This is a genomic window from Paraburkholderia sp. RL17-347-BIC-D (genome assembly GCF_046027915.1).
In the GTDB taxonomy this organism is placed as follows: Bacteria; Pseudomonadota; Gammaproteobacteria; order Burkholderiales; family Burkholderiaceae; genus Paraburkholderia.
On record NZ_JARESS010000002.1, the window covers coordinates 410,078 to 433,863 of the forward strand.

The 23,786-nt window shown below is 63.2% G+C and carries 18 protein-coding genes; 7 read left to right on the forward strand and 11 right to left on the reverse strand.

Features of this window, described 5'->3' with window-relative positions:
• Positions 1 to 56 precede the first annotated feature (56 nt).
• Genes P0D96_RS05225 through P0D96_RS05235 form a run of 3 tightly spaced genes read right to left on the reverse strand, consistent with a single transcriptional unit; the run spans position 57 to position 2,732 of the window.
• Complete coding sequence (locus P0D96_RS05225) at positions 57 to 584, reverse strand: winged helix-turn-helix transcriptional regulator (RefSeq protein WP_408312219.1); 528 nt, start codon at positions 582 to 584, stop codon at positions 57 to 59.
• Positions 529 to 945 (reverse strand): DUF934 domain-containing protein, encoded by a 417-nt coding sequence (locus P0D96_RS05230; protein ID WP_408312222.1) that lies wholly within the window; start codon positions 943 to 945, stop codon positions 529 to 531. The genes P0D96_RS05225 and P0D96_RS05230 overlap by 56 nt, the downstream gene beginning before the upstream one ends.
• Positions 942 to 2,732, reverse strand: coding sequence for a nitrite/sulfite reductase (locus P0D96_RS05235; RefSeq protein ID WP_132377722.1), 1,791 nt, complete (start codon positions 2,730 to 2,732; stop codon positions 942 to 944). Before P0D96_RS05235 ends, P0D96_RS05230 begins: the two co-directional genes overlap by 4 nt.
• Positions 2,733 to 3,057: 325 nt before the next feature.
• Between P0D96_RS05235 and P0D96_RS05240 the strand changes: the two genes are divergently transcribed.
• The gene (locus P0D96_RS05240; protein WP_408174962.1) at positions 3,058 to 3,246 is read left to right on the forward strand and encodes a DUF2970 domain-containing protein; all 189 of its coding nucleotides are present in this window, start codon (positions 3,058 to 3,060) and stop codon (positions 3,244 to 3,246) included.
• Between the two features lie 32 nt (positions 3,247 to 3,278).
• On the opposite strand, the gene P0D96_RS05245 is transcribed toward P0D96_RS05240, so the two are convergent.
• The 3 genes from P0D96_RS05245 to P0D96_RS05255 form a co-directional block, all read right to left on the reverse strand.
• Positions 3,279 to 4,694, reverse strand: coding sequence for an aminotransferase-like domain-containing protein (locus P0D96_RS05245; RefSeq protein ID WP_408312225.1), 1,416 nt, complete (start codon positions 4,692 to 4,694; stop codon positions 3,279 to 3,281).
• A gap of 214 nt (positions 4,695 to 4,908) precedes the next feature.
• Positions 4,909 to 6,369, reverse strand: a complete 1,461-nt coding sequence (gene gabD, locus P0D96_RS05250; RefSeq protein ID WP_408312228.1) for an NADP-dependent succinate-semialdehyde dehydrogenase — start codon at positions 6,367 to 6,369, stop codon at positions 4,909 to 4,911.
• 10 nt (positions 6,370 to 6,379) lie between these two features.
• Positions 6,380 to 7,663: a 4-aminobutyrate--2-oxoglutarate transaminase gene (locus tag P0D96_RS05255; RefSeq protein WP_408312231.1), complete on the reverse strand. Its 1,284-nt coding sequence runs from the start codon at positions 7,661 to 7,663 to the stop codon at positions 6,380 to 6,382.
• A gap of 123 nt (positions 7,664 to 7,786) precedes the next feature.
• On the opposite strand from P0D96_RS05255, the gene pdxR reads away from it, so the two are divergent.
• Positions 7,787 to 9,292: a MocR-like pyridoxine biosynthesis transcription factor PdxR gene (pdxR, locus tag P0D96_RS05260; protein ID WP_408281140.1), complete on the forward strand. Its 1,506-nt coding sequence runs from the start codon at positions 7,787 to 7,789 to the stop codon at positions 9,290 to 9,292.
• Between the two features lie 10 nt (positions 9,293 to 9,302).
• Here pdxR and P0D96_RS05265 read toward each other — a convergent pair whose 3' ends face one another.
• The 4 genes from P0D96_RS05265 to phnC all read right to left on the reverse strand — a co-directional run bounded on the left by P0D96_RS05265 (position 9,303) and on the right by phnC (position 13,170).
• On the reverse strand, positions 9,303 to 10,139 hold the full coding sequence (locus P0D96_RS05265) for an EamA family transporter (protein ID WP_408174955.1): 837 nt from the start codon (positions 10,137 to 10,139) through the stop codon (positions 9,303 to 9,305).
• A 267-nt stretch (positions 10,140 to 10,406) separates the two neighbouring features.
• Positions 10,407 to 11,249, reverse strand: coding sequence for a phosphonate ABC transporter, permease protein PhnE (gene phnE, locus P0D96_RS05270; protein ID WP_408312235.1), 843 nt, complete (start codon positions 11,247 to 11,249; stop codon positions 10,407 to 10,409).
• Positions 11,246 to 12,223: a phosphonate ABC transporter substrate-binding protein gene (gene phnD, locus P0D96_RS05275; RefSeq protein WP_342960398.1), complete on the reverse strand. Its 978-nt coding sequence runs from the start codon at positions 12,221 to 12,223 to the stop codon at positions 11,246 to 11,248. Before phnD ends, phnE begins: the two co-directional genes overlap by 4 nt.
• 41 nt (positions 12,224 to 12,264) lie before the next feature.
• Positions 12,265 to 13,170 carry a phosphonate ABC transporter ATP-binding protein gene (gene phnC / locus P0D96_RS05280; protein ID WP_408174952.1) on the reverse strand — a complete coding sequence of 302 codons (906 nt, stop codon included), beginning with the start codon at positions 13,168 to 13,170 and terminating at the stop codon, positions 12,265 to 12,267.
• 292 nt (positions 13,171 to 13,462) lie between these two features.
• Between phnC and P0D96_RS05285 the strand changes: the two genes are divergently transcribed.
• The 4 genes from P0D96_RS05285 to P0D96_RS05300 all read left to right on the forward strand — a co-directional run bounded on the left by P0D96_RS05285 (position 13,463) and on the right by P0D96_RS05300 (position 21,366).
• The gene (locus tag P0D96_RS05285) at positions 13,463 to 14,497 is read left to right on the forward strand and encodes a M14 family zinc carboxypeptidase (RefSeq protein ID WP_408174950.1); all 1,035 of its coding nucleotides are present in this window, start codon (positions 13,463 to 13,465) and stop codon (positions 14,495 to 14,497) included.
• A complete protein-coding gene (locus P0D96_RS05290) occupies positions 14,494 to 15,294 on the forward strand; it encodes an alpha/beta fold hydrolase (protein ID WP_408312239.1) in 801 nt (266 codons plus the stop codon). Before P0D96_RS05285 ends, P0D96_RS05290 begins: the two co-directional genes overlap by 4 nt.
• A 169-nt stretch (positions 15,295 to 15,463) precedes the next feature.
• On the forward strand, positions 15,464 to 20,305 hold the full coding sequence (locus P0D96_RS05295; protein ID WP_408312242.1) for an NAD-glutamate dehydrogenase: 4,842 nt from the start codon (positions 15,464 to 15,466) through the stop codon (positions 20,303 to 20,305).
• A 155-nt stretch (positions 20,306 to 20,460) separates the two neighbouring features.
• The gene (locus P0D96_RS05300; protein WP_408312245.1) at positions 20,461 to 21,366 is read left to right on the forward strand and encodes a cation diffusion facilitator family transporter; all 906 of its coding nucleotides are present in this window, start codon (positions 20,461 to 20,463) and stop codon (positions 21,364 to 21,366) included.
• A 16-nt stretch (positions 21,367 to 21,382) separates the two neighbouring features.
• On the opposite strand, the gene P0D96_RS05305 is transcribed toward P0D96_RS05300, so the two are convergent.
• Complete coding sequence (locus tag P0D96_RS05305; protein WP_132377709.1) at positions 21,383 to 22,363, reverse strand: aldo/keto reductase; 981 nt, start codon at positions 22,361 to 22,363, stop codon at positions 21,383 to 21,385.
• 237 nt (positions 22,364 to 22,600) lie between these two features.
• Between P0D96_RS05305 and P0D96_RS05310 the strand changes: the two genes are divergently transcribed.
• Positions 22,601 to 23,674 (forward strand): purine-nucleoside phosphorylase, encoded by a 1,074-nt coding sequence (locus tag P0D96_RS05310; RefSeq protein WP_408174944.1) that lies wholly within the window; start codon positions 22,601 to 22,603, stop codon positions 23,672 to 23,674.
• The last annotated feature ends 112 nt before the right edge of the window (positions 23,675 to 23,786 follow it).

The following is a 23,786-nucleotide window of genomic DNA, read 5'->3' on the forward strand; positions in this document are numbered from 1 at the left end:
GTTGCTGTAGCAGGGCGCTGGATTGATTGGCATGCCAACCGTGATATGTCCGGCGCCTATGAAACGGCCTGACACGTGGACCGTCCGATCTTATGGTCATACGCGTGATTACTGGCCTCGATGGAGTCGATGGAACATTCGGCCCATCGCTTCAACTCGGTGACGATCGGCAGCACGGTGCGAGCGAGCGGACTTAAGCGATACTCGATACGCGCCGGATGCTGGTCGTCGACGTATCGCTCGACAAGCCCATCTCTTTCCATCGATCTCAGCGTCTGAGAAAGCATTTTGTCGGAGACACCGTCTAATCGACGTCTGATCTCGGCAAAGCGCAGAGGCTTCTCACGCAATGCGATCATCGCCAATACGGTCCACTTTTGACCGAGGCGTGCGAGAGCGAGTCGGGACGGACAAACTCCCGAAAATGCATCTGGCGGCGATTCACCATCTCGCGACACGACTTGCTTTACGCAGTAGTCCCCAGATATTGCGGTGCTTGTAGATACCACCCGCATGTCTCTTGCACCGTCACTCATCCTTGTTCCCGGCACCTGGTCGCACAAAGGGCGCATCGTGAATAACATCGCCCTGATAAAACGCCGGGAAGCGGTCGAGTTGGCGCTGCGCGTCCTCTGGATCGACACCGTCTTTGAGTACCGCACTTGAGAAGCCGGTTCGCTCCATCTGAATCAACTGATCGACGAGCACGTCGCCTGTTGCTCGCAGATCGCCTTTGAAACCCAAGCGGCGGCGCAGGAGATACGCCTGGCTGTATGCCCGACCGTCGGTGAAACTAGGGAAGTGCAACTCCACGCGCGCAGCAGTCGCGATTGCGTCTTTTTGCTCGGCCGGGTCCGCGTCGTTTGTCAGAGAGACAACCTGCCGGGACGGGTCCGATGCATGCTCGGGCAACGTGAGCAGCCTGATACGTGTCATGCCGTTCATGCCGTTTTCTCCATGAGCGTGCGCACGCGATCCGCGGCTGTCCTGAACGGTTCGATGCCTGCCCGTCGAACCGTTTCGATGAACGACTCGCGCCTCTCGCCAACCGTCGCTCGCATGTCGAGGTAAGCGGACAGCAGCGCGTCGATGACCTCGGGCACCTCGACGGCGGAAAACGACGGGCCGATGACCTTGCCCGCTTGCGCGCGGCCACTGGCGCTCGAACCGTCCGAGCCGCCCAACGTCACCTGGTACCACTCCTTGCCATCCTTGTCGACACCGAGGATGCCAATATGCCCGCTATGGTGATGGCCGCACGAATTGATGCAGCCGCTGATATGCAGATCGATTTCGCCGATATCGTTGAGTTCGTCCAGATCCTGATAGCGCTCGGTAATGGCCTCAGCAACCGGAATGGAGCGGGCATTGGCGAGCGCACAGAAATCGCCACCCGGGCAAGCGATCATGTCCGTCAGCAAATTCACGTTGGCGCTTGCGAGTCCTGCCTCGCGCGCGGCTTCCCAGAGCGGCAGGAGGTCGTTGACATGCACCCAGGGCAGCACGACATTCTGCGTGTGCGTGACACGCGCTTCGCCCGCCGAGAACCGCTCGGCCAGGTCGGCTACGCGGTCGAGCTGTTGCGCCGATGCGTCGCCGGGCGCTTGCAGAAGGCGTTTGAACGACAGCGTGACAATCCGCAAGCGCTGGTTCCTGTGCGGCGCGACATTGCGCTCGAGCCAGCGCTCGAATTGCGGCGTCTCGAGGGCCACGTCGTTTGACGTTGCGATCGCTTCGAGGTCGACCGGCGCATCCACGGAAGGCAGTTGGGGTAGAGCGAAGCACGCGCTGACGCGCTCGAGTTCGGCCAGCGGAATAGTGTGAGGGCCGCCGTCGAGCTCGACGATCTGGCGGAACTCTTCCTCGACGCCGTCGATGTAACGTTGACCTTCTGCCTTCACCAGGATCTTGATGCGCGCCTTGTACTTATTGTCGCGGCGGCCGTACTGGTTGTAGACGCGCACCACCGCCTCGATGTAATTCATGATGTGCTGCCACGGCAAAAACTCACGCAGCACGGTGCCGATAACAGGAGTGCGGCCCATCCCGCCGCCCACCGTGACGCGAAATCCCAGTTCGCCCGCCTCGTTACGCAGCAGACGAAGGCCGACGTCATGCCAGTCCGTCGCGGCGCGGTCTTCGCTCGCACCGGTGACCGCGATCTTGAACTTGCGCGGCAGGAAGGCGAACTCGGGATGCAGGGTCGTCCACTGCCGCATGATTTCGGCGAACGGACGCGGGTCGGCAATTTCATCAGGTGCGACACCCGCGCGTTCGTCGCAGGAAATGTTGCGAATGCAGTTGCCGCTCGTCTGAATGCCATGCATGTCGACGCTGGCGAGCAAGTCCATCACGTCCGCGGCCTTCGAGAGCGGAATCCAGTTGAACTGCACGTTGGTGCGCGTCGTGAAATGCGCATAGTTAGTGGGCAAGCGGACGGTGCCGAGCTTACGCTGCGCTTCGCTGGCGAGCCGGTAGACCTCGGCCTCCGGTTCATCGTATTCGCGCGCAATCCGGGCGAGCATGCGCAACTGCCTGCTCGACAACTCTCCGTATGGGATCGCCACGCGCAGCATCGGCGCATGCCGTTGCACATACCAGCCGTTCTGAAGACGCAGCGGACGAAAGTCGTCCTCACTCAGCTTGCCGGACTGCCAGCGTTCGATCTGGTCGCGAAACTGCGCAGCGCGGCTGCGCACGAATGATTTGTCAAACTCGGTGTATTGGTACATGGTCCGGTGCGACTACCGCCCTAGATGGCGCAGTCTGGCTGAGCGTCGGTTTCGTGGAAGGAGCCGTGGTCGCATCGGCGGCACCTGCTGTGCCGCGCTTGCCCCGAGGGCTTCTGGCGAACGATAGAGGCAATGGTGGACGCTGAAAAGCAGCAGATGCCACTGAAAACACGCTAGCAGATGGTGAGTGAACCGGCGCCCCGGCGGACGGTCGGTCGCGCAAGACTGCTGCGCTGGAATTGATCGCAACTGCTACTGTTTTGCGTGACCTGACGGGCTCAAACTGTCGCGTGAGATACAACAACCCTGCCTTGAAGGTGATGCCATGAACCTCTTGAAGATGACGCGAATCGTGCTGTGGAGTTTTTTCGGCATCCGCCGTGGCGCCTCGCATCAGGCCGATATGGCGGGCGTCAAGCTGCCCCTGTTGCCGCTAGTCGCGGTAGTCCTCGCTGCCGGATTCGGCGCGACACTGTTTGCACTCGCGAAGCTTGCGGTCAACGTGGCGCATTGAGGCTTGCGGTGCATTCGCGGGAAGAGCGTGGTTTATCGGCTCGCCTGATCGAGCAGCGAACCCAGCGTTAGGACAGCGTTTTCCGTGCTGTCGCTCCACGGATGACCGAAGTTCAACCGGATATGGTTCCGGAATTCGTGCCGCGCGGAGAAAATCGGACCGGGCGCAATGCTGATGCCGTTCTCTATCGCAAGGCGGTGCAACTGCATCGCGTCGACATGCGACGGCAGCCGGAGCCACAGAAAATAGCCGCCGGACGGCAGCGTCCAATGCGAATCGGACGGCATGCAGCGGCGCAGCGCGGTGTCCATCGAGGCGAGCTGATTGCGGAACGCGCCGCGCAGTTTCCGCAGATGCTTGTCGTACCCGCCGTGCTGAAGATAGTCCGCTATGGCTGCCTGGGCGGGAATGCTCGCCGACAACGTGGTCATCAACTTCAGGCGCTGCACCTTCTCGGCAAAACGTCCCGCCGCGACCCAGCCAATGCGGTATCCTGGTGCGAGCGTCTTTGAAAATGAACTGCAGTGCATCACCAGCCCTTTTGTGTCGAAGGCGATGGCGGGCAGCGGGTAGGTCGCCGCATGATGCAGTTCGCCGTACACGTCGTCTTCGATGAGCGGCACGTCATGCCGGGCGAGCAGTTCGACCAGCGCTTTCTTCTTGTCCTGCGGCATCGCCGCGCCGGTCGGATTCTGATAGTTGGTCATGAACCAGCATGCGCGGATCGGGTGCTTGTCGAGCGCATCCGAGAGCGCTTGCAAATCGATGCCCGAAACGGGATCGACTGGAATCTCCACGGCTCGCAGATCGAGCCGCTCGATCGCCTGCAGTGCCGCGTAAAAACCGGGCGATTCGATCGCGACCACGTCGCCGGGACGCGTCACGGCCATCAAACACAGGTTCAGGGCTTCCAGCGCGCCATTGGTGACGACAAGCTGCTCCATCGGTTGAGCAACGCCCATCCCCATGTAACGCAACGAGATCTGGCGACGCAATGGCTCATTGCCCGGCGGAAGATCGACGACGGTGCTCCACGGACTGATCAGACGGCTCGAATGCCCGAGCGACCTGGCAAGACGCTGAAGGGGAAACAACTGCGGCGACGGAAAGGCCGAACCGAACGGAACCACGTTGGGATGCTTCGCGACTTCGAGCACCGAGAAGACAAGATCGCTGATCTCGACCTTGGCGGATTCCAGCGCGATTTGAGGGCGGGGCGCCGGTTGCTGCTTGAGCGCGGCGCCCGGCGCCACATAGTAGCCGGAGCGTTCACGTGCTCGAATCAAACCCCACTCTTCGAGAAGGTAGTAGGCGCGAAACACGGTGGACTGGCTGACGCCGTGCTGTGTGGTGAGGTGCCGCAAAGATGGCATGCGGGTGCCGACCGGACGGCTGCCCGAGCGAATTTCATCGGCCATGGTGTTGGCCAGCATTTCGAAGCGTTTCATTTAACGGTCGTTATTCGGCTGCGTGCGCTGCGGTCAACAGCCGCAATTGTGCCAGCAGTTTAACGACAGGACGCGGCAGAATAGGAATCCGTTGTGGTTCCCGGCGGAAGTGCAAGCGTTGTCACCACACAGCGCGTCAGTTTCCGCCGACCCAACGAAGAAACGGCCACGCCGGACATGCCGACGCGGCCGTTTCTTACTTCAAGCTTTGCGTTCAGATTCCGCCGACGCACATGTACTTGATGACCACGTAATCGTCGATGCCGTAATGCGAGCCTTCGCGGCCCAGGCCCGATTGCTTGACGCCGCCGAACGGCGCGACTTCGTTCGAGATGAGGCCCGTGTTGATGCCGACCATGCCGTACTCGAGCGCTTCGGCGACACGCCAGACGCGGCCGATGTCGCGGCTATAGAAATACGACGCGAGGCCGAACTCGGTGTCGTTGGCAAGACGGATCACTTCCTCATCCGACGAGAAGCGGAACAGCGGCGCGAGCGGCCCGAAGGTTTCATCGCGCGCCACCTTCATGGCCGGCGTGACATCCGCCAGCACGGTCGGCTCGAAGAAGCCGTGGCCGAGCGCATGACGCTTGCCGCCGGTGACGATGCGCGCGCCTTTGACGAGCGCGTCTTCGATATGCGATTCGACCTTGAGCACGGCCGCTTCGTTGATTAGCGGACCCTGCGTGACGCCGTCTTCGGTGCCGCGGCCAACTTTGAGCTGTTCGACGGCGACGCGCAGTTTCTCGGCGAACGCGTCGTAGACCTTGTCGTGCACATAGAAACGGTTCGTGCACACGCAGGTCTGGCCGCTATTGCGATACTTCGAAGCAATCGCGCCGGCCACCGCGGCGTCCAGATCCGCGTCGTCGAATACGATGAACGGCGCATTGCCGCCGAGTTCGAGCGACACCTTCTTGACCGTCGGCGCGCACTGCGCCATGAGCAAACGGCCGACCGGCGTCGAGCCGGTGAACGACAGCTTGCGCACGATCGGATTGCCCGTCATTTCCGCGCCGATGGCTTTCGGCTCGCCGGTCACGACGTTGAACACGCCGCGCGGCACACCCGCGCGTTCAGCCAGCACAGCCAGTGCGAGCGCCGAGAGCGGCGTGGCTTCAGCCGGTTTGACGATGATCGGGCAGCCCGCCGCGAGTGCCGGACCGACTTTGCGGGTGATCATCGCGGCCGGGAAGTTCCACGGCGTGATGGCCGCGCAGACGCCGATCGGCTCCTTCGTCACGACGATGCGTTTGTCGTTGGCCGGCGTCGGAATGGTGTCGCCGTTTACACGCTTGCCTTCTTCCGCGAACCATTCGAGGAACGACGCCGCGTACTGGATTTCGCCCTTGGCTTCGGCGAGCGGCTTGCCCTGTTCCGTGGTGAGGATCTTCGCCAGATCGTCGGCGTTCTCCATCATCAGGTCATGCCATTTGCGCAGGATCACGGCGCGCTGCTTCGCGGTCGTGGCGCGCCAGGCTGGCCAGGCCGCATTGGCCGTGTCGATGGCGCGGCGGGTTTCCGCCGTGCCCATGCGCGGCACCGTCGCGATCGTTTCGCCCGTGGCGGGGTTCTTCACTTCGAAGGTGGTGCCGTCGTCGGCGCCTTGCCATTCGCCCGCGATGTACGCGCGGGTCTTCAGAAGTGATGGGTCTTTCAAGCTCAACGTGGTCATGTATGTATCCTTAGGCCGCAACGGTGACGCTGTCCTTGACCACGTCTTCGAGAATCGCCATGGCTTCGTCGAAGACCGCGTCCTGAATCGTGAGCGGGAACAGGAAACGCACCACATTCGAGTAGACGCCGCACACCAGCAGCAGCAAGCCGCGTTCGAGCGCGCGCGTCTGCACGCGCTTGGTGAACTCCGCATCCGGCTCCGTGCCGCCTGCCTTGCAGAACTCGACCGCAACCATGCCGCCGGGGCCGCGCACGTCGGCGATTTGCGGCACGTCGCTTTGCAGCGCGATCAGCTTGGCCTTGACGCGGTCACCCAGCACCGTGGCGCGCTCGCAGAGCTTCTCTTCGTCGATGATATCGAGCACCGCATGCGCGGCGGCAACCGCCAAAGGATTGCCCGCGTACGTGCCGCCGAGCCCGCCGGGCGCTGCGGCGTCCATCACTTCCGCACGGCCGATCACGCCCGACAGCGGCATGCCGCCGGCGAGGCTCTTGGCGACCGTCATCAGATCGGGCACCACGTCGTAGTGATGCATGGCGAACAGCTTGCCGGTACGCGCAAAACCCGTCTGGACTTCGTCGGCGATCAGCAGAATGCCGTGCTCGTTGCACAGCTTGCGCAAGGCGCGCACGAATTCGGCCGGCGCCGGATAGAAGCCGCCTTCGCCCTGAACCGGTTCGAAGATGATCGCGGCCACGCGCTTCGGATCGATATCGGCCTTGAAGAGGAATTCGATGGCCTTCAGCGAGTCGGCCGTGGTCACGCCGTGGAGCGGATTCGGGAACGGCGCGTGGAACACGTCCGACGGGAAGGGGCCAAAGCCGATCTTGTACGGCGCAACCTTGCCGGTGAGCGCCATGCCCATCAGCGTGCGGCCGTGGAAGCCGCCGGTAAAGGCGATCACGCCCGGGCGGCCGGTCGCGGCGCGGGCGATCTTGATCGCGTTTTCGACGGCTTCGGCGCCGGTCGTGAAGAACGCGGTTTTCTTCGGATGGTCGCCCGGCGCGCGCTCGTTGAGCTTCTCAGCCAGTTCGACATACGACGCGTACGGCACGATCTGATACGCCGTGTGGGTGAAGTGATCGAGCTGGTCGCGGATCGCGGCGAGGATCTTCGGATGGCGGTGGCCCGTATTGCATACGGCGATACCGGCGGCGAAGTCGATGAAACGGCGGCCTTCGACATCCCACAGTTCGGCGTTTTCAGCGCGCTCGGCGTAGAAATCGCACATCACCCCGACACCGCGCGGCGTGGCGGCGTCTTTGCGGCTTTTCAGTTCTGCGTTCTTCATGGTCATCTCCTTCGCTCCTCGGTTTTTGCGGACGCCGCACCCACAGCGCAGCACATGCAATGACTATAATGAGATTTGGCTCTTAACTTCAGAGCCATTTCAATAAAAATGTAGGAGCCAATCATGCGCGCAAGCGTTTTGTCCGACTGGCTGGCCCAGCGCCTCGACCGCGGCAACGGCCAGCCGATCTATCGCCAACTGCACCGGCTGTTGCAGCAGGCGATCCTGTCGCGCGAATTGCCGCCGGGCAGCAAGGTGCCGTCGTCGCGTTTGCTGGCGCAGGAGTTAGGCATTGGGCGCAATACCGTTACGCAGGTGTATGAGCAACTCGTGCTGGAAGGCTACGTGAGTTCGGCGACCGGGCGCGGCACGTTCGTCGCCGACAGTGCGCCGGACGAGATTGTCGGCGTGCCCGATGCCGAAGCGCCCGCCGCGCGGCCCGAGCCGGCGCCGCTGCAGGCGCGGCGCGCGCTTTCCACGCGCGGCGCGCGGCTGATCGCGGGTGCGGGCGTGTCCAAGCGGCAGTGGGGCGCGTTCATGCCCGGCGTGCCGGACGTCACGAAGTTTCCGGCGCGCGTCTGGAGCCGCCTGCACAACAAGTATTGGCGCCGGCTGCGCCCGGACCTGCTGACGTATGCGCCGGGCGGCGGCCTGGCCTCGCTGCGGCACGCGCTGGCCGACTATCTGCGCACCTCGCGCTCGGTGCGCTGCACGCCGGAGCAGATCATCATCACGACCGGGATTCACCAGTCGGTCGACCTTGCCGTGCGCCTGCTGTCCGATCCGGGCGACGTAATCTGGACCGAAGACCCCTGTTATTGGGGCGTGCGCAGCGTGCTGCACGTGTCCGGCCTGGAATCGCGGCCAATCGCCGTCGACGAGGAAGGCATCAATCCATCCGCCGACGACCTCGCGCAGCCGCCGAAGCTGATGCTCGTCACGCCTTCGCACCAATATCCGCTCGGCATGGTGATGAGTCTCGCGCGGCGCCGCATGTTGCTCGAATACGCGCGGCAGAACCAGTGCTGGATCATCGAGGACGACTACGACAGCGAATACCGCTACGGCAGCCGGCCGCTGGCATCGCTGCAAGGTCTGGATACGTCGGGGCAGGTGATTTACGTTGGCAGCTTCGGCAAGACGCTGTTTCCGGGTTTGCGCATCGGCTACCTCGTCGTGCCGGAAGCGCTGGCGGAGAGCTTTGCCACCGCGAGCGCCGAGCTGTATCGCGAGGGGCAGTTGCTGCAGCAGGCGATGCTCGCGGAGTTCATCGCCGAAGGGCATTTCACGTCGCATATTCGCAAGATGCGCACGCTCTACGGACAGCGCCGCCAGACGCTGCTCGACGCCGCGGCGCACCGCTATGGCGACGCATTGCCGGCGGTGGGCGGCGACGCCGGTTTGCATCTCGTGATGCAGTTGCCCGATGGCAGCGATGACCGGCGGGTGGCGGCCGCCGCGCTGGAGCGCAATATCGTCGTGCGGCCGTTGTCGGGGTATTACGCGCAACCGGGCCTGGCGCCCTCCGGTTTGCTGATCGGCTACGCGTGCGTGCCGGATGAGGAGATCGCGCCGGCTTTCAACACGCTCGCCGATGCGATCGATGCGACGTTGCCGGAGTTCGCGTGAGGGGGCTGACTCAAACCCGTATCAAAACCGCCCCCAGCGTCACCAGCGCGCACGCAACGATCCGCCGTCTGGTCAGCTTCTCCCCCATGAACAGCCAGCCGATCACCACCGCGAAGATCGAGCTCATCTCGCGCAGCGCGGAGACCATCGCAATCGGCAGATAGCGGTAGGCCTCGATGATCAGGCAGTAGGCGCTCAACGCGAGCACGCCCGCCGCCATGCCCTTGAGCACCACCGCGCGGCCGATGAACAGCCCTTTGGCGCCGCCGCGCCAACGCCAGGCGAGCAGAAACTGCGGAATGTTCCAGATCAGATAGACCCACATGACGTAGCTCAGGCCATTGCCCGCCAGGCGCGCGCCGATTCCGTCGACAACCGAATATGCCGAGATGAAGAAGCCGGTGAGAAGTGCGAAAGGCACGCTCTCGCCCGAAAAGCGCATGCCGCGGCGAAACGCCAGCGAGACGATGCCGATCGACACCAGCGCCACACCGATCGCCGCGAGCGGCTTGAGCGCTTCGTGCGCGAACACCAATGCGCCGGCGAACACGAGCATCGGCGAAAGGCCGCGCGCAATCGGATAGATCTGCCCGAAGTCGCCGCTCTTGTAGGCGCGGATCAGCGCCAGCAGATAACCGAATTCCAGCACCACCGATGCAACGATGTACGGCCACGCCGCCGGCGCCGGCATGGGCAGCACGACCACGCCGACCGCGCTCACGACGAGATACGGAATCGCCATCATGCCGAGCAGCCAGACGCGATCTTCGGAAAGATGGAGAAACGCGTTCCACGTTGCGTGAAGCAGCGCGGAGAGCAGCACCAGCAAAACGACAAAGGTGTCCATCGAAGACCAGGGGAGAGGAGAAGCGAAGGCCCAGGTCCGGGCCATGAGCCCGTGATTATTCCAGCAGAACGCCGGAATAGAGGAGTGGACGACTCGAATGAAGGGGTTTTATTTGGAAAATTGAGGCGATTTGTGGCGTCAAAAAGACGCTGAAGGCGGGCGAAAACCGGCGAATGCGAATCGAACCGCTAGCGCAACGGCGCGCGGCGGAAAGCAGACGAAGCCGCGCTTCGTCAAACTTCCCGCCGGGCAATCAGGCCGCCAGCTTCAGGTCACGCGCTCACGCAGCCACGCGGACGCGAGATCGATCACCGTCACGACCACGATCACCATGATCATCACCGCGGCCGTCTGCGCATAGTTGAACGAGCGGATCGCTTCGTACAGCACCACGCCGATACCGCCCGCGCCGACCATGCCGACCACCATCGCCGAGCGCACGTTGGATTCGAAGCGATACAACGCGTACGAAATCCACAACGGCAGCACTTGCGGCAGCACGCCGTAGATGATTTCGTCGAGACTGGTTGCGCCGGTGGCGCGCACGCCTTCGGCCGGACGCGGATCGATGGCCTCGACCGCTTCGGCGAACAGCTTGGCGAGCACGCCGGTGGTGTGCACCCACAGCGCCAGCACGCCGGCAAAAGGACCGAGGCCGACCGCGACGATGAACAGCATGGCGAAGACCATTTCATTGATCGCGCGGCACGCGTCCATCATGCGGCGCATGGGCTGCACGATCCACATCGGCGCCATGTTGTGAGCCGACATCAGTCCGCACGGCACCGCGCACACGAGCGAAAGAGCGGTGCCCCATACCGCCACCGAGAGCGTCACGACCATCTCGTGCAGATAGCTGCGCCATTCGGTGAAGTCGGGCGGAAAGAAGTCCTTGGCGAACTGGCCCATGTTGCCGGAGTCGCTGAGCAGGTCCAGCGGACGCATGTCGGCGCTATGCCATGCGCCGCCCAACACCGCAAGCAGCGCGATCCAGCCGAGCAGCGACAGCCAGCTACGCTTGCCGGCAGCAGGCGCGGGATGACGCGCCGCCTGGGCGTCGAGCGCTTCGCTCGCACGCGCCGGCGACGTGATCAGATCGACTGTGTTCATTGCTTCGATTGCGCGGTGTTCAGCGCGCTCAGCTTCGCGTCGAGTGCGGCCAATTGGGTCTTGCGATCGTCATCGGAGAGATGCGCGTCGCTCTCGATCTTCTGCTTCTGCTGGTACAAGGCGACCTGACGGATCGGCAGCAACTGCGCATCCGACGATGCCGCGAAGCCGCTGTAACCGGTAATCGCCGCCATCACCGCTTTTTCGTGCGGATCGGTCTTCGCGTAGTTCAGGAAAAAGTTGCGCAGCTTGTCCTTGGTGGCTTGCGGCAGATCCTTGCGCCACACCAGCGGATCCGACGGAATCAGCGGCGACTTCCACAGCACACGCACTTGCGCGAACTTGTCCGGGTGTTCTTTCTTCAGCGTGTCGAGCATCTCGGTATTGTTGGTCGCGATGTCGATCTTGTTGTTCACCACTGCCAGCAGATTCGCTTCGTGGCTTGACGGCAGCATGGTCTTGAACGAAGTGTTGACCGGCGTGTTGTGCTTGGCGAACAGGTAGTAGCCGGGAATCAGCGTGCCCGAGGTGGAGTTCGGATCGCCGAAACCGAGCGTGACGTCCTTCGTATTCTTGAACACGTCGTCGAGCGTCTTGAAGCGGCTGTTCACGTTCGTGATCAGCACCGAGTAGTAACCGGCATCGCCGTTCGCATACTGGATCTTCGCGAACACTTCGCCTTGCGCGCGGTCCACCGCCTCGATCGCCGACGCATTGCCGAAATAGCCGACCTGGACCTTGTTAAAGCGCATGCCTTCGATGATGCCGGCGTAGTCCGTCGCGAAGAACGCCTTGACGTTCAGGCCGGTCTGCTTGTTCATGTCCTGAATCAGCGGCTCCCAGCGCTGTTTCAGCACGGAGGAGGAATCGGTCGAGATGATGCCGAGGTTGAGGTCTTCGGCTTGCGCGGTGGAGACAGCAGCAAAAGCGGCCGCGCCGACGGCCAGCGTGATCAATGAACGCAGGAATTTCATTGTTTGAGATCCGGTTGAGTTGACAGACTGAATGGGCGCGCTCAGTTCGAGTGCGCCGGATTGAGAGCGAACGCGTAGCGCGTCGAAGCAGATGCGGCGTTCTGAAGCGGAGTACCGCCGGCGGCATTTTTTGCGTCGATATCGTCCGCGCTTTGAGCGGATTCATCGAGTAATTCGCGGGCATCGTCGCCGTAGAGTTTCTTGAGCAGGGCCGGTGTGAGCGCGGCGGAGGGGCCGTCGTAGACCACCTTGCCGCGGCGCAGCGCGATCGTGCGCGGGCAGTACTGCATCGCGATATCGACCTGATGCAGCGACACCAGCACCGTGAGTTGATGCTCGATGTTCAGCGTGCGCAGCATCTCCATCACGCGGCGTGACGACTCGGGGTCGAGCGAGGCGATCGGTTCATCGGCGAGCACGATGCGCGCGCGCTGCACCAGCGCACGGGCGAGCGCCGCGCGTTGCTGCTGCCCGCCGGAGAGATTGGCGGCGCGTTCGCGCGCATGTTCGCCGATGCCGACTTCGTTCAACGCGGCCATCGACAACGCCCGCTCGGCGCGCGGAAAACGGCCGCTGAGACGGCGCCACCAAGGCAGCCGCGCGAGCGCGCCGATCAGCACATTGGTTTCGACGGTGAGGCGGTTCACCAGATTGAATTGCTGAAATACGAAGCCGATGTCGCGGCGAATGCTGCGCACTTCCCGCACGATGCGGCCGTTCTGCTGAATCGGCCGGCCCAGAATCGCGATCTGCGACGGCTGCGCGTCGGACGCCGTGAAGCCCGCGATATGGCGCAGCAGCGTCGACTTGCCCGAGCCGGAGGCGCCGATCAACGCAACCATTTCGCCCGGTTCGACGCGCAGATCGATTTCGTCCAGCGCCTTGCGGCCGTTGCTGAACGTCTTGCTCAACCGTTCGATACGAATTGCTTCCCGAATTGCTTCCATGAATACCCCTTGATGCATCCGGCCGCTGCCGGCATGTGTGGGGCTCATTCTAGAAAGCGTCTGTGACGGTTGAGTGAAGGCATCGCAACGTCTAGACGACTATATCTTCTCGTGTCTTTTTTTGCGTCGGCGGAAAGACAAATTGGAGTCATCCGTTCGAATGGAAAATGACATGGGTGTGACATGATTCGCATCGGCCCTCGCCACTTCAGCATGTTGGCGCCCGGCCAGGCTATATTGCGTGAATCGGCGTGCCGTCCCCATTAACCTTGCAATTGCTCGCGACATCGTCATGCAGCCTCTGAGCTTCCTTCCCGACAGTTTTGCGGAGTACGAAGATCTCAGGACGATCCTCGAGCAAGGCAGCGCGAGCTTCGCGATCCGCACCGTCTGCGAGACGACGGTGCGCGGCCGGCCATTCGCCGTTCAGACCGCGAGCATCGGTTCGACCGATCCACAAGCGCCGGCAATCGGCTTTTTTGCCGGCATTCACGGGCTCGAGCGGATCGGCTCGCAACTCGTGCTCGACTATATGCGCGCGCTGCTTGCGCGGCTCGAATGGGACGAACTGCTGGTGCGCCAATTGCAGTCGATTCGTCTGATCTTTATGCCGATCGTCAATCCGGGCGGAATGTGGGCGGCCACGCGCGCCAACCCGAACGGCGTGGACCTGATGCGCAACGCGCCGCAGAACGCCGACGAACGCGTGCCGCTGCTCGCCGGCGGCCAGCGCGTGGGCGCGTGGCTGCCGTGGTATCGCGGCCGCGAGGGCGCGCCGATGGAACCCGAGGCTTCCGCGCTCCTGCGGGTGGTCGAAACCGAACTGGCCACGCGGCCATTGAGCATCGCGCTCGATTGCCATTCGGGCTACGGCTGGAGCGACAGTATCTGGTTTCCGTACGCACGCACCCGCAAAGTGATGCCGCATTTGCCGGAAATGTACGTGCTGAAGACCATGTTCGAACGCGCGCATCCCCACCATGGCTACGCATTCGAACCGCAGAGCCATCAATATCTGTTGCACGGCGATCTGTGGGACTTCGCTTACGACCGCACGCCCGCGCCCAACGTCTTTCTGCCGATGACCCTCGAACTCGGCTCCTGGCTGTGGATCAAGAAGAATCCGCGCCAGTTGTTTTCGCGTCAGGGCATGTTCAATCCGGTGAAGGCGCATCGCACGGCGCGGGTGCTGCGGCGTCATGCGAACCTGCTCGACTTTCTGGCGCGTGCGGCCTTCTCGTCGCAACGCTGGCTGCCGCAAGGCAATCGTCGCGAGCAATTGCTGCAAAGCGCGATCGACCATTGGTACAAACCGGAAAGCGTATGAGTACGTGGATCCTGCTACGCGGACTCACGCGTGAAATCCGCCACTGGGGCCGCTTGCCCGGCTTGCTGCATGGCGCGGTCAATGAATCGGCCCTTCACATGGGCGCGCCCGGCCGTCTGCTGCTGCTCGATCTGCCGGGCAACGGCGAATTCACGCACTTGCGCGCGCCGTCGACGGTCGCCGACATGGTCGGCTTCGTGCGAAATGCTGCTCTGCAAAGCGGCATGCCCGGGCCGTACTGCGTGCTGGCGATGTCGCTCGGCGGCATGGTGGCGACAGACTGGGCGCAGCGGCATCCCTACGAGATCGAACGGCTGGTGCTGATCAACACGAGCATGCGGCCGTTCAGCCAGATGCAGGAGCGCTTGCGCCCTTCGGCATGGCCGGACCTGCTCGGCGTGGCCGCGCACTGGCGCGACGCGCCGCGCGCGGAACACGGCATTCATCGGCTGACGTGTAACAACGTGGAAACGCTGGGCGACGATCTCGACACCTGGAGCCGCATTCGCCGCAGCGCGCCCGTGAGCCGTGGCAATGCACTACGGCAACTCTGGGCCGCGGCACGTTTCACTGCGGACGCGGCGCGACCGGAGTGCCCGTTGCTGATTCTTTCTTCGCGGGCCGACAAACTGGTCGACCCCGTGTGCTCGGCGAAGCTCGCGGCGGCGTGGGGCGCCCTGCATTGCGAGCATCCGTGGGCCGGCCACGACCTGCCGCACGACGACCCGGCGTGGACCAGCGAACAGGTTCGCGCGTGGCTCGCGCAGGAGCACGCGGTTCCGGGAGCCGTGCTTTAAACGGCCGGACGCGCCGTGGCGGCGCATTCAGCGGCAGCGGGTATAACCTAAGTGCGGTCATCCGTCGCATGCCGGTCGGCAGGTGCATAATTCCCCTTCAGACGATGCATGCGAATCAAGCGAGTATCAAGCGATACCCGCCATTGCCGCCCAGCCGGGGGAGTTGATCATGCAAGCAAAGAACGAAGAAGCCGTCACGCACTTGCTGAACGATGTCGTCGAATTTGCGCGAGGGCGCCTGCCCGAGCCAACCTTCAAGGTCGTCGAGACCTTTCTGCGGCACTACTACGATTTCGTCGACGCCGACGATCTGCAAAGCCGCTCGATTGCCGATCTCTACGGCGCGGCGCTCGCGCACTGGCAAACGGCGCAACGCTTCGTGCCCGGCGCCGAACGGCTGCGCGTCTATAACCCAATTCTCGAACAGCACGGCTGGCACTCCGATCACACGGTGATCGAGATCGTCAACGACGACATGCCGTTTCTGGTCGATTCCGTCTCGATGGCGGTCAACCGGCAGGGCCTCGCGCTGCATTCCGTCGTGCATCCGGTGTTTCGCATCTGGCGTGCGCCCGACGGCAGTATCGCGCGGCTGATCCAGGGTGCCGAAGAAGCGACCGATACGCGCTCGCAGTTGACCTCGTTCATCCACTTCGAGGTGGACCGTTGCGGCGATGCCGCAAAACTCGACGCGCTGCGTGACGAAATCGCCAAGGTGTTGCGCGACGTGCGGGCGGCCGTCGAAGACTGGCCGAAGATCGTCGAACTCGCGCGCGTCACGATCAAAGGCATGAAAGCCGGCGAGGGCGGACCAGAAGGTCTGGAAGCACGCGCGTTCCTCGAATGGATGGTGGCCGATCATTTCACCTTTCTCGGCCAGCGCGATTACGAACTGGTGCAGCACGATATCGGCTACGGCCTGCGCGCGGTGCCGGGTTCGGGTCTGGGCATTCTGCGCGATGCATTGCGGCCCGCCGGCGCCGCCGAGATCACACCCTTGCCGCCGGCCGCGGCCGAGATCATTTCCGGTTCGTCGCCGATCTTTCTGACCAAGGCCAATTCGCGGGCTACCGTGCACCGGCCGGGCTATCTGGACTATGTCGGCATCAAGATGACCGGCCCTGACGGCAAGGTGACCGGCGAGCGGCGTTTCATCGGTCTCTATACATCCACGGCGTATTTCGTGTCCGCCGCGGAGATTCCGATCGTGCGGCGCAAATGCGCGAATATCGTGAGACGAGCCGGATTCCTGCCGAAAGGTCATCTCGCGAAATCGCTGGTCACGGTGCTGGAAACCTATCCACGCGACGAACTCTTTCAGGCCGAAGAGAATCAGCTCTACGATATCGCGCTAGGCGTGCTGCGATTGCAGGAGCATCAGCGCACCCGGCTGTTCGTACGGCGCGACCGCTTCGATCGTTTCGTCTCGTGCCTCGTGTTCGTGCCGCGCGACAAGTACAACACCGATCTGCGCCAGCGCATCGCCAATCTGCTGGCCGACGCGTTCAACGGCGAGAGTGTCGAGTTCACGCCGCTGCTGTCGGAGTCCACGCTGGCGCGCATTCACTTCGTCGTGCACGCGAAGCCGGGCGGCATGCCCAACGTCGATACGCGCGAACTGGAAGCGCGGCTCGTGCAGGTCGCACGCCGCTGGCAGGACGATCTCGCTGACGCGTTGCTCGACGCCTTCGGCGAAGAGCAGGGCAACCGTCTGCTGCAACACTACGGCGATTCGTTTCCCGCCGGCTATCGCGACGATTATCCCGCCCGCACGGCGGTGCGCGATATCGAACTGATCGAACGCGTGCAAGGCAGCGAGCGGCTCGCCATGAACCTGTACCGCCCGATCGAATCGGGCCCGCGCGCGTTTCGCTTCAAGGTGTATCGCGCGGGTTTGCCGATCGCCTTGTCGCGCAGTTTGCCGATGCTCGAACATCTCGGCGTGCGTGTCGATGAAGAGCGGCCCTATCTGATCGAGGCGCTGGGCGCGACGCCCGCGTGGATTCACGACTTCGGCCTCGAACTCGCGGACGACGCGGAGTTCGACATCGAGCGCGTGAAGGATCTCTTCGAAGAAGCGTTCGAGCAGGTGTGGACCGGCGCGATTGAAAGCGACGATTTCAATCGGCTCGTGTTGCGCGCGCAATTGAATGCGCGCGAGGTGACGATCCTGCGCGCGTACGCGAAGTATTTGCGGCAGGTGGGCTCGACCTTCAGCGACGCGTACATCGAACGCGCGGTGACCGGCAATCCGGCGATAGCGCGCATGCTGGTGGAACTGTTCATCGCGCGCTTCGATCCGGTATTGGGCGAGACGCGCGAGGCGCGCGTCGACGGCTGGCTGCGCTCGATCGACAGCGCACTCGACCAGGTGCCGAATCTCGACGAAGACCGCATACTGCGGCAATTTCTCGGCGTCATCAAAGCCACCAAGCGGACGAACTACTATCGCTTCGATGCCGACGGACATCCAAAGCCGTATCTGTCCTTCAAGTTCGATCCCGCGCAGGTGCCCGGCTTGCCCGAGCCGAAACCGATGTTCGAAATCTGGGTGTACTCGCCGCGCGTGGAAGGCGTGCATTTGCGCGGCGGACGCGTGGCGCGCGGCGGCCTGCGCTGGTCGGACCGGCGCGAGGACTTCCGCACGGAAGTGCTCGGCCTGATGAAGGCGCAGATGGTGAAGAACGTGGTGATCGTACCGGTCGGTTCGAAGGGCGGCTTCGTGGTGAAGAATCCGCCGCCGCAAACCGAACGCGACGCATGGATGCGTGAAGGCATTGCCTGCTATCAGACTTTCCTGCGCGGCCTGCTCGACCTGACCGACAATCTTGCCGTCACGAGAGTGGTGCCGCCGCCCGACGTGGTGCGCCACGATCCCGACGATCCCTATCTGGTGGTCGCCGCCGACAAAGGCACGGCCACGTTCTCCGACTACGCGAACGCGATCTCGCAGGAATACGGTTTCTGGCTCGACGACGCTTTTGCATCGGGCGGCTCGGTCGGCTATGACCACAAGAAAATGGCCATCACCGCGCGCGGTGCATGGGAGTCGGTCAAACGGCACTTCCGCGAAATGGGCGTGGATACGCAGACCATGGACTTCACGGTGGTCGGCGTGGGCGATATGTCGGGCGACGTGTTCGGCAACGGCATGCTGTTGTCGCCGCATATCAAGCTGGTGGCCGCGTTCGACCATCGGCATATCTTTCTCGATCCGAATCCCGATCCGGCGGCCAGTCTTGCCGAGCGCGGGCGCCTGTTCGTTCTCGATCGTTCGAGTTGGGCCGACTACGACCCTTCGCTGATCTCGGCGGGCGGCGGCGTGTTTCCGCGCAGCGCCAAGACCATTCCTCTTTCGCCGGCGGTGCAGTCGGTGCTCGGCATCAGCGCGCCGGCGCTCGCGCCCGCTGAATTGATGCGCGCGATACTGCAGGCGCCGGTCGATCTGCTATACAACGGCGGCATCGGCACCTATGTGAAGGCGAGCCGCGAAACGCATCTGCAAGTCGGCGACCGCGCCAACGACGCGATCCGTGTCAACGGCGCCGATCTGCATTGCAAGGTCGTGGCCGAAGGCGGCAATCTCGGCCTCACGCAGCTCGGCCGCATTGAGTTCGCGCAGCGCGGCGGCCGGATCAATACCGACGCGATCGACAACTCCGCGGGTGTGGACTGCTCGGACCACGAGGTCAACATCAAGATTCTGTTGGGGCTCGTCGTCTCCGACGGCGAAATGACGGAGAAGCAACGCAACGCACTGCTCGCCGAAATGACCGACGAAGTCGGCTTGCTCGTGTTGCAGGACAACTACTACCAGACGCAGGCGCTGTCGATTGCGGGCCGCTACGGCGTCGAATTGCTCGATGCGGAAGCGCGCCTGATGCGCTACCTCGAACGTGCGGGGCGTCTGAATCGCGTGATCGAGTTTCTGCCGACCGACGAAGAAGTCGCCGAACGGCAGGCCGCAAAACAAGGGCTCACCACGCCGGAGCGCGCCGTGCTGCTCGCCTACAGCAAGATGTGGCTGTACGACGCGCTGCTCGAATCGTCGATACCGGAAGACCCGCTCGTCAGCGACATGCTGGTCGAATACTTTCCGAAGCCGGTGCGGCAGCGCTTCAGCGAGCCAATGCAGCGCCACCCGCTGCGCCGCGAAATTCTCGCGACGCATCTGACCAACGCGTTGGTGAATCGGGTGGGTTGCGAGTTCGTGCACCGGTTGATGGAGGAAACCGACGCGCAGCCCGGCGACATCGTGCGGGCCTGCATCATGGCGCGCGACGTGTTCGATCTCGACGACGTCTGGCGCAGTATCGACGCGCTCGACAACCGCGTCGCCGACGACATCCAGGCGCGCATGTTCGTCGAAGTCGCGCGGCTCGTCGAGCGTTCCGCGCTGTGGTTCCTGCGGCAACTGCAGTCGGGCGCGGTCAGCGACCGCGACGTGGCCGGCCTGCTCGCGCGTTGCCGCGACGCGGCGCAACGCCTTGCGCCGCAATGGCCTGCACTCTTGCCGAGCGCCGATCTCGAAGCGCTCTCCGAGCGGCAGCGCGTGTTCGCGGACGCCGGCGTGGATAGCGAATTGGCGGTGCGGATCGCGAGCGGCGAGATTTCGGCTGCGTTACTCGATATCGCCGAAGTGGCGTCGACCTCCGGGCGCAGTCTCGAACTGGTGGCCGGGGTCTATTTCGCTCTCGGCACGCTGCTGAATTCCGGCTGGATCAGTGAACGCGCGGCCGCGTTGCCGGCGCCCACGCACTGGGACATGCTGGCGCGAGCGACGGCACTGGCCGACATCGCGCGTCTCAAACGCGCGTTGACGACGAGCGCATTGGCCAACGCTGACGAAGCATCCACACCCGAGGCACTGGTCGAGGCATGGCGTGAGAAGCGCACCGCGCAACTGGAGCGCTACGCGCGCCTCCTGGCCGATCTGCGGGCCACCGGCGGCGCGAGTCTGTCGATGCTGCTGGTGATCGTGCGTGAAATGGCGGCGCTCGAAAGGGCATAACACGGCGCAAGGCGAGGGAAGGCGAACGAGGTAGAGCGCAAGCGGAGCGCGGTGCAAACAACATCCGGGTTGGACGCATGCCGCCCGGCATGGCCATAATACGGGCTGTTGCTCACCGAAAGCTCTTTGCAAACTCACGGACGCCTTCCACGACGATGAAAGAAGAATCGCCGAAAGCCATTTTCTACGCGCTCGCCGCCAACCTCGGCATCGCCATCTGCAAGTTCGCGGCTGCCGCGTTCACCGGTTCCGGCTCGATGTTCGCCGAGGCTATCCACTCGACCGCCGACTGCGGCAATCAACTGCTGCTGCTCTTCGGTCTGCGTGAAGCGCGCAAGCCGGCGAGCCCGCTGCATCCCATGGGCGGCGGGCGCGAGATCAACTTCTATTCGCTGCTGGTCGCGCTTCTGCTGTTCTTTGTCGGCGGCGCGTTCTCGGTGTATGAGGGCGTGCATCGTCTGTTCGTGCACGAGCCGTTGCAGTATGCCTATGTGGCGCTGGTGGTGCTCGGCGTGTCGGTGGTGCTCGAGGCGCTCTCCTTGTGGGGCGCCGTCAAGGAAATCCGCAAGACGCATCCCGACAAAAGCATGTGGCGCTGGTTTCGGGAGACGCGCGAATCCGAACTGCTGGTGGTAGCGGGCGAGGATATCGCCGCGCTGGCGGGCCTGGCGATGGCCTTCGTGGCCGTGCTGCTCACCATGATGACCGGCAATCCTGTCTACGACGCGTTGGGTTCCATCGGCGTCGGCTTGCTGCTGATGCTGATTGCGTGGCTGGTGGCGCGTGAAGTGAAGTCGATGATCGTCGGCGAATCGGCAAGCCCCGAAGTGCGGCGCGCCATCGAGGCGCATCTGCGCGGGCGCACCGAGATTCGCAGCATTATCAATATGATTACGCTGCAATGGGGCCGTCATGTGGTCGTGGCCGTGCAGGCGGAAATGATCGACTACGCGAGCGGCCGCGCGATGGTCGATGCGATCAACGTGATCGAAGCGGACTTGCAGGCCACGTTCCCGCAAGTCCGCTGGGTGTTTTTCGAACCCGAGGTGCCGCGCATTTGAGCGGCACGTGCGTCGCTTACTGGAACCCGGCCACCGCGTGCGGCACGTACAGTTCTTCAAGCTGGCGGATTTCGTCCGCGCTCAGGTTCAAGGAGAGCGCGGCCACCGCGTCGTCGAGATGATGCAGCTTGGTCGCTCCGACGATTGGCGCGGTGATCGGCTTCTTCTGCAACACCCACGCCAGCGCCACTTGGGCATGCGGCACGCCGCGCTCCCTGGCGATCTGGCTGACCCGTTCGACGATCCGCCGATCCGCGTCTTCCGTCTGCGCATAGAGCGTGCGGCCGAATTCATCGGTCTCGGAGCGTGCGCTTTCGGTGTTCCAGTCGCGCGTCAGGCGGCCGCGCGCGAGCGGGCTCCACGGAATCACGCCGATACCTTCGCTTTCGCACAGCGGCAGCATTTCGCGCTCTTCTTCGCGATATAGCAGATTCACGTAGTTCTGCATCGTCACGAAGCGCGTCCAGCCGTTCTTCTCAGCCACATGCAACGCCTTGGCGAACTGCCAGGCATACATGGACGATGCACCGATGTAGCGCGCCTTGCCGGCCTTCACGACATCGTGCAGCGCTTCCATGGTTTCTTCGATCGGCGTGCCGTAGTCCCAGCGATGGATCTGGTACAGGTCCACGTAGTCCGTGCCGAGGCGTCTGAGGCTGTGGTCGATCTCGGACATGATCGCCTTGCGCGACAGGCCGGCGCCGTTCGGGCCCGGATGCATGCGGCTATTCACCTTGGTGGCCAGCACGATCTCGTCGCGCTTCGCAAAGTCCTTGAGCGCCCGGCCGACGATTTCCTCGCTCGTACCGTCGGAATAGACGTTGGCGGTGTCGAAGAAATTGATGCCGTGATCGAGCGCCTGTTTGATGAAGGGGCGCGCGGCCTCATCGTCGAGCGACCAGGGATGCGTGCCGCGAGACGGCACGCCGTAGCTCATGCAACCGAGACAAAGACGCGATACATCAAGGCCGGTGCGGCCGAGTTTCACATAGTCCATCGTGGTGCTCCTGTTGTGAAGTGCACAAAGGCGGTGCGCTGGGGACTATCGATTATAAGAAAACGCCGAAGAAAGCGTGCTGAACCGATTCGCATGGTTTTGCCCTACTGCGTTCAGAAACGTCGATCGATACCGCATCGTGTAGTGGAAAATAATTTCTTCGCACCTATACTTCTTCCGGCTTGAAAGCAGCACTTTCTCCCAACCTGCATCACAAGCAAAAAAAGGAAGATCACGATGCTGACTCGCTCAATCGGCGCCGTCTGCGCCATTACCCTCGCGGCTTGCGCGGCCTTTTCGTCCGGACCGGCCAGTGCGGACGACAACGACGGTTTCTCGCACGGCGACGGCGGCTCGCGCGGGCAGCCCGTCAAGGTGATGATCATTTCGATGTTCGGGCCGGAGGGGCAGGTATGGCTCGATAACCTCGGACCCTGGCGCGAGATTGCGGTGGACGGCTTGTCGCCCGATTACCCCACCGTCCATTGCAACAAGCAGGACGTGTGCGTGATGACCACCGGCATGGGGCATAGCAACGCCGCTGCGTCGATCATGGCGCTGACGTTCTCGCCGCGTTTCGATTTGCGGCATACGTACTTCATGGTCGCCGGCATTGCCGGGATCGATCCGCAGCAGGGCACGGTGGGCTCCGCCGCGTGGGCGAATTATCTGGTCGACTTCGGGATTCAATGGGAGATCGACGGGCGCGAGATTCCGCCCGGCTGGGATACCGGCTACCTTGGCATCAACACCACGAGTCCTTCGGCCAAGCCGCCGCTCGACTACCGCACCGAAGTGTTCCAGTTGAACCCCCGGCTCGCGCATACGGCGTTCGCCTTGTCTCGCAACGTGACGCTTTCCGATAACCCGCAGGCTCAGGCTGCACGGGCGAAGTACTCGTACGCACCAGCCAATCGGCCGCCGACTGTCATTCAATGCGATACGCTGGCCGGTGATACGTGGTGGTCAGGCACGCTCCTCGGCCAGAGAGCCCGCGACTGGACCAAGATTCTGACCGATGGAAAGGGCGTCTACTGCACCACGCAGCAGGAGGACAACGCCACTTACGAGGCGCTCAAGCGCGCGGCTTCAGTCCATAAAGTCGATTTGAATCGCGTTGCCGTGTTGCGGGCGGGCTCCGATTTCGACCGGCCCTACGACGGGCAGACGAGTGCGGACAACTTGCTGAACTATGCCGCGCAAGGCGGCTTTACGATCGCCATCCAGAACCTGTTTCTCTCGGGCAATCCGCTCGTGCAGGATATCTCCACACACTGGGGCGAGTGGCGCGACGGCGTGCCGAGGCGCTAGGTCTTTGCAAATGCGACTGTGCCCGCGGACCGGGTCCGCGGGCACTTGCTGCTACTTTCGACACTTAGTGTTGCGGCGCACGGTACGGCGTCCACACAGGGGTGTCGGTATC

What these genes read in the sequence shown, in the direction of transcription:
- pdxR (WP_408281140.1), top strand. Translation starts at nt 7,787, where the DNA reads ATGCGCGCAAGCGTTTTGTCCGACTGGCTGGCCCAGCGCCTCGACCGC.
- P0D96_RS05285 (WP_408174950.1), top strand. Translation starts at nt 13,463, where the DNA reads ATGCAGCCTCTGAGCTTCCTTCCCGACAGTTTTGCGGAGTACGAAGAT.
- gabD (WP_408312228.1), bottom strand. Translation starts at nt 6,369, where the DNA reads ATGACCACGTTGAGCTTGAAAGACCCATCACTTCTGAAGACCCGCGCG.
- P0D96_RS05300 (WP_408312245.1), top strand. Translation starts at nt 20,461, where the DNA reads ATGAAAGAAGAATCGCCGAAAGCCATTTTCTACGCGCTCGCCGCCAAC.
- P0D96_RS05225 (WP_408312219.1), bottom strand. Translation starts at nt 584, where the DNA reads ATGTTATTCACGATGCGCCCTTTGTGCGACCAGGTGCCGGGAACAAGG.
- P0D96_RS05265 (WP_408174955.1), bottom strand. Translation starts at nt 10,139, where the DNA reads ATGGACACCTTTGTCGTTTTGCTGGTGCTGCTCTCCGCGCTGCTTCAC.
- phnD (WP_342960398.1), bottom strand. Translation starts at nt 12,223, where the DNA reads ATGAAATTCCTGCGTTCATTGATCACGCTGGCCGTCGGCGCGGCCGCT.
- P0D96_RS05230 (WP_408312222.1), bottom strand. Translation starts at nt 945, where the DNA reads ATGAACGGCATGACACGTATCAGGCTGCTCACGTTGCCCGAGCATGCA.
- P0D96_RS05235 (WP_132377722.1), bottom strand. Translation starts at nt 2,732, where the DNA reads ATGTACCAATACACCGAGTTTGACAAATCATTCGTGCGCAGCCGCGCT.
- phnC (WP_408174952.1), bottom strand. Translation starts at nt 13,170, where the DNA reads ATGGAAGCAATTCGGGAAGCAATTCGTATCGAACGGTTGAGCAAGACG.
- phnE (WP_408312235.1), bottom strand. Translation starts at nt 11,249, where the DNA reads ATGAACACAGTCGATCTGATCACGTCGCCGGCGCGTGCGAGCGAAGCG.
- P0D96_RS05245 (WP_408312225.1), bottom strand. Translation starts at nt 4,694, where the DNA reads ATGAAACGCTTCGAAATGCTGGCCAACACCATGGCCGATGAAATTCGC.
- P0D96_RS05295 (WP_408312242.1), top strand. Translation starts at nt 15,464, where the DNA reads ATGCAAGCAAAGAACGAAGAAGCCGTCACGCACTTGCTGAACGATGTC.
- P0D96_RS05310 (WP_408174944.1), top strand. Translation starts at nt 22,601, where the DNA reads ATGCTGACTCGCTCAATCGGCGCCGTCTGCGCCATTACCCTCGCGGCT.
- P0D96_RS05290 (WP_408312239.1), top strand. Translation starts at nt 14,494, where the DNA reads ATGAGTACGTGGATCCTGCTACGCGGACTCACGCGTGAAATCCGCCAC.
- P0D96_RS05305 (WP_132377709.1), bottom strand. Translation starts at nt 22,363, where the DNA reads ATGGACTATGTGAAACTCGGCCGCACCGGCCTTGATGTATCGCGTCTT.
- P0D96_RS05240 (WP_408174962.1), top strand. Translation starts at nt 3,058, where the DNA reads ATGAACCTCTTGAAGATGACGCGAATCGTGCTGTGGAGTTTTTTCGGC.
- P0D96_RS05255 (WP_408312231.1), bottom strand. Translation starts at nt 7,663, where the DNA reads ATGAAGAACGCAGAACTGAAAAGCCGCAAAGACGCCGCCACGCCGCGC.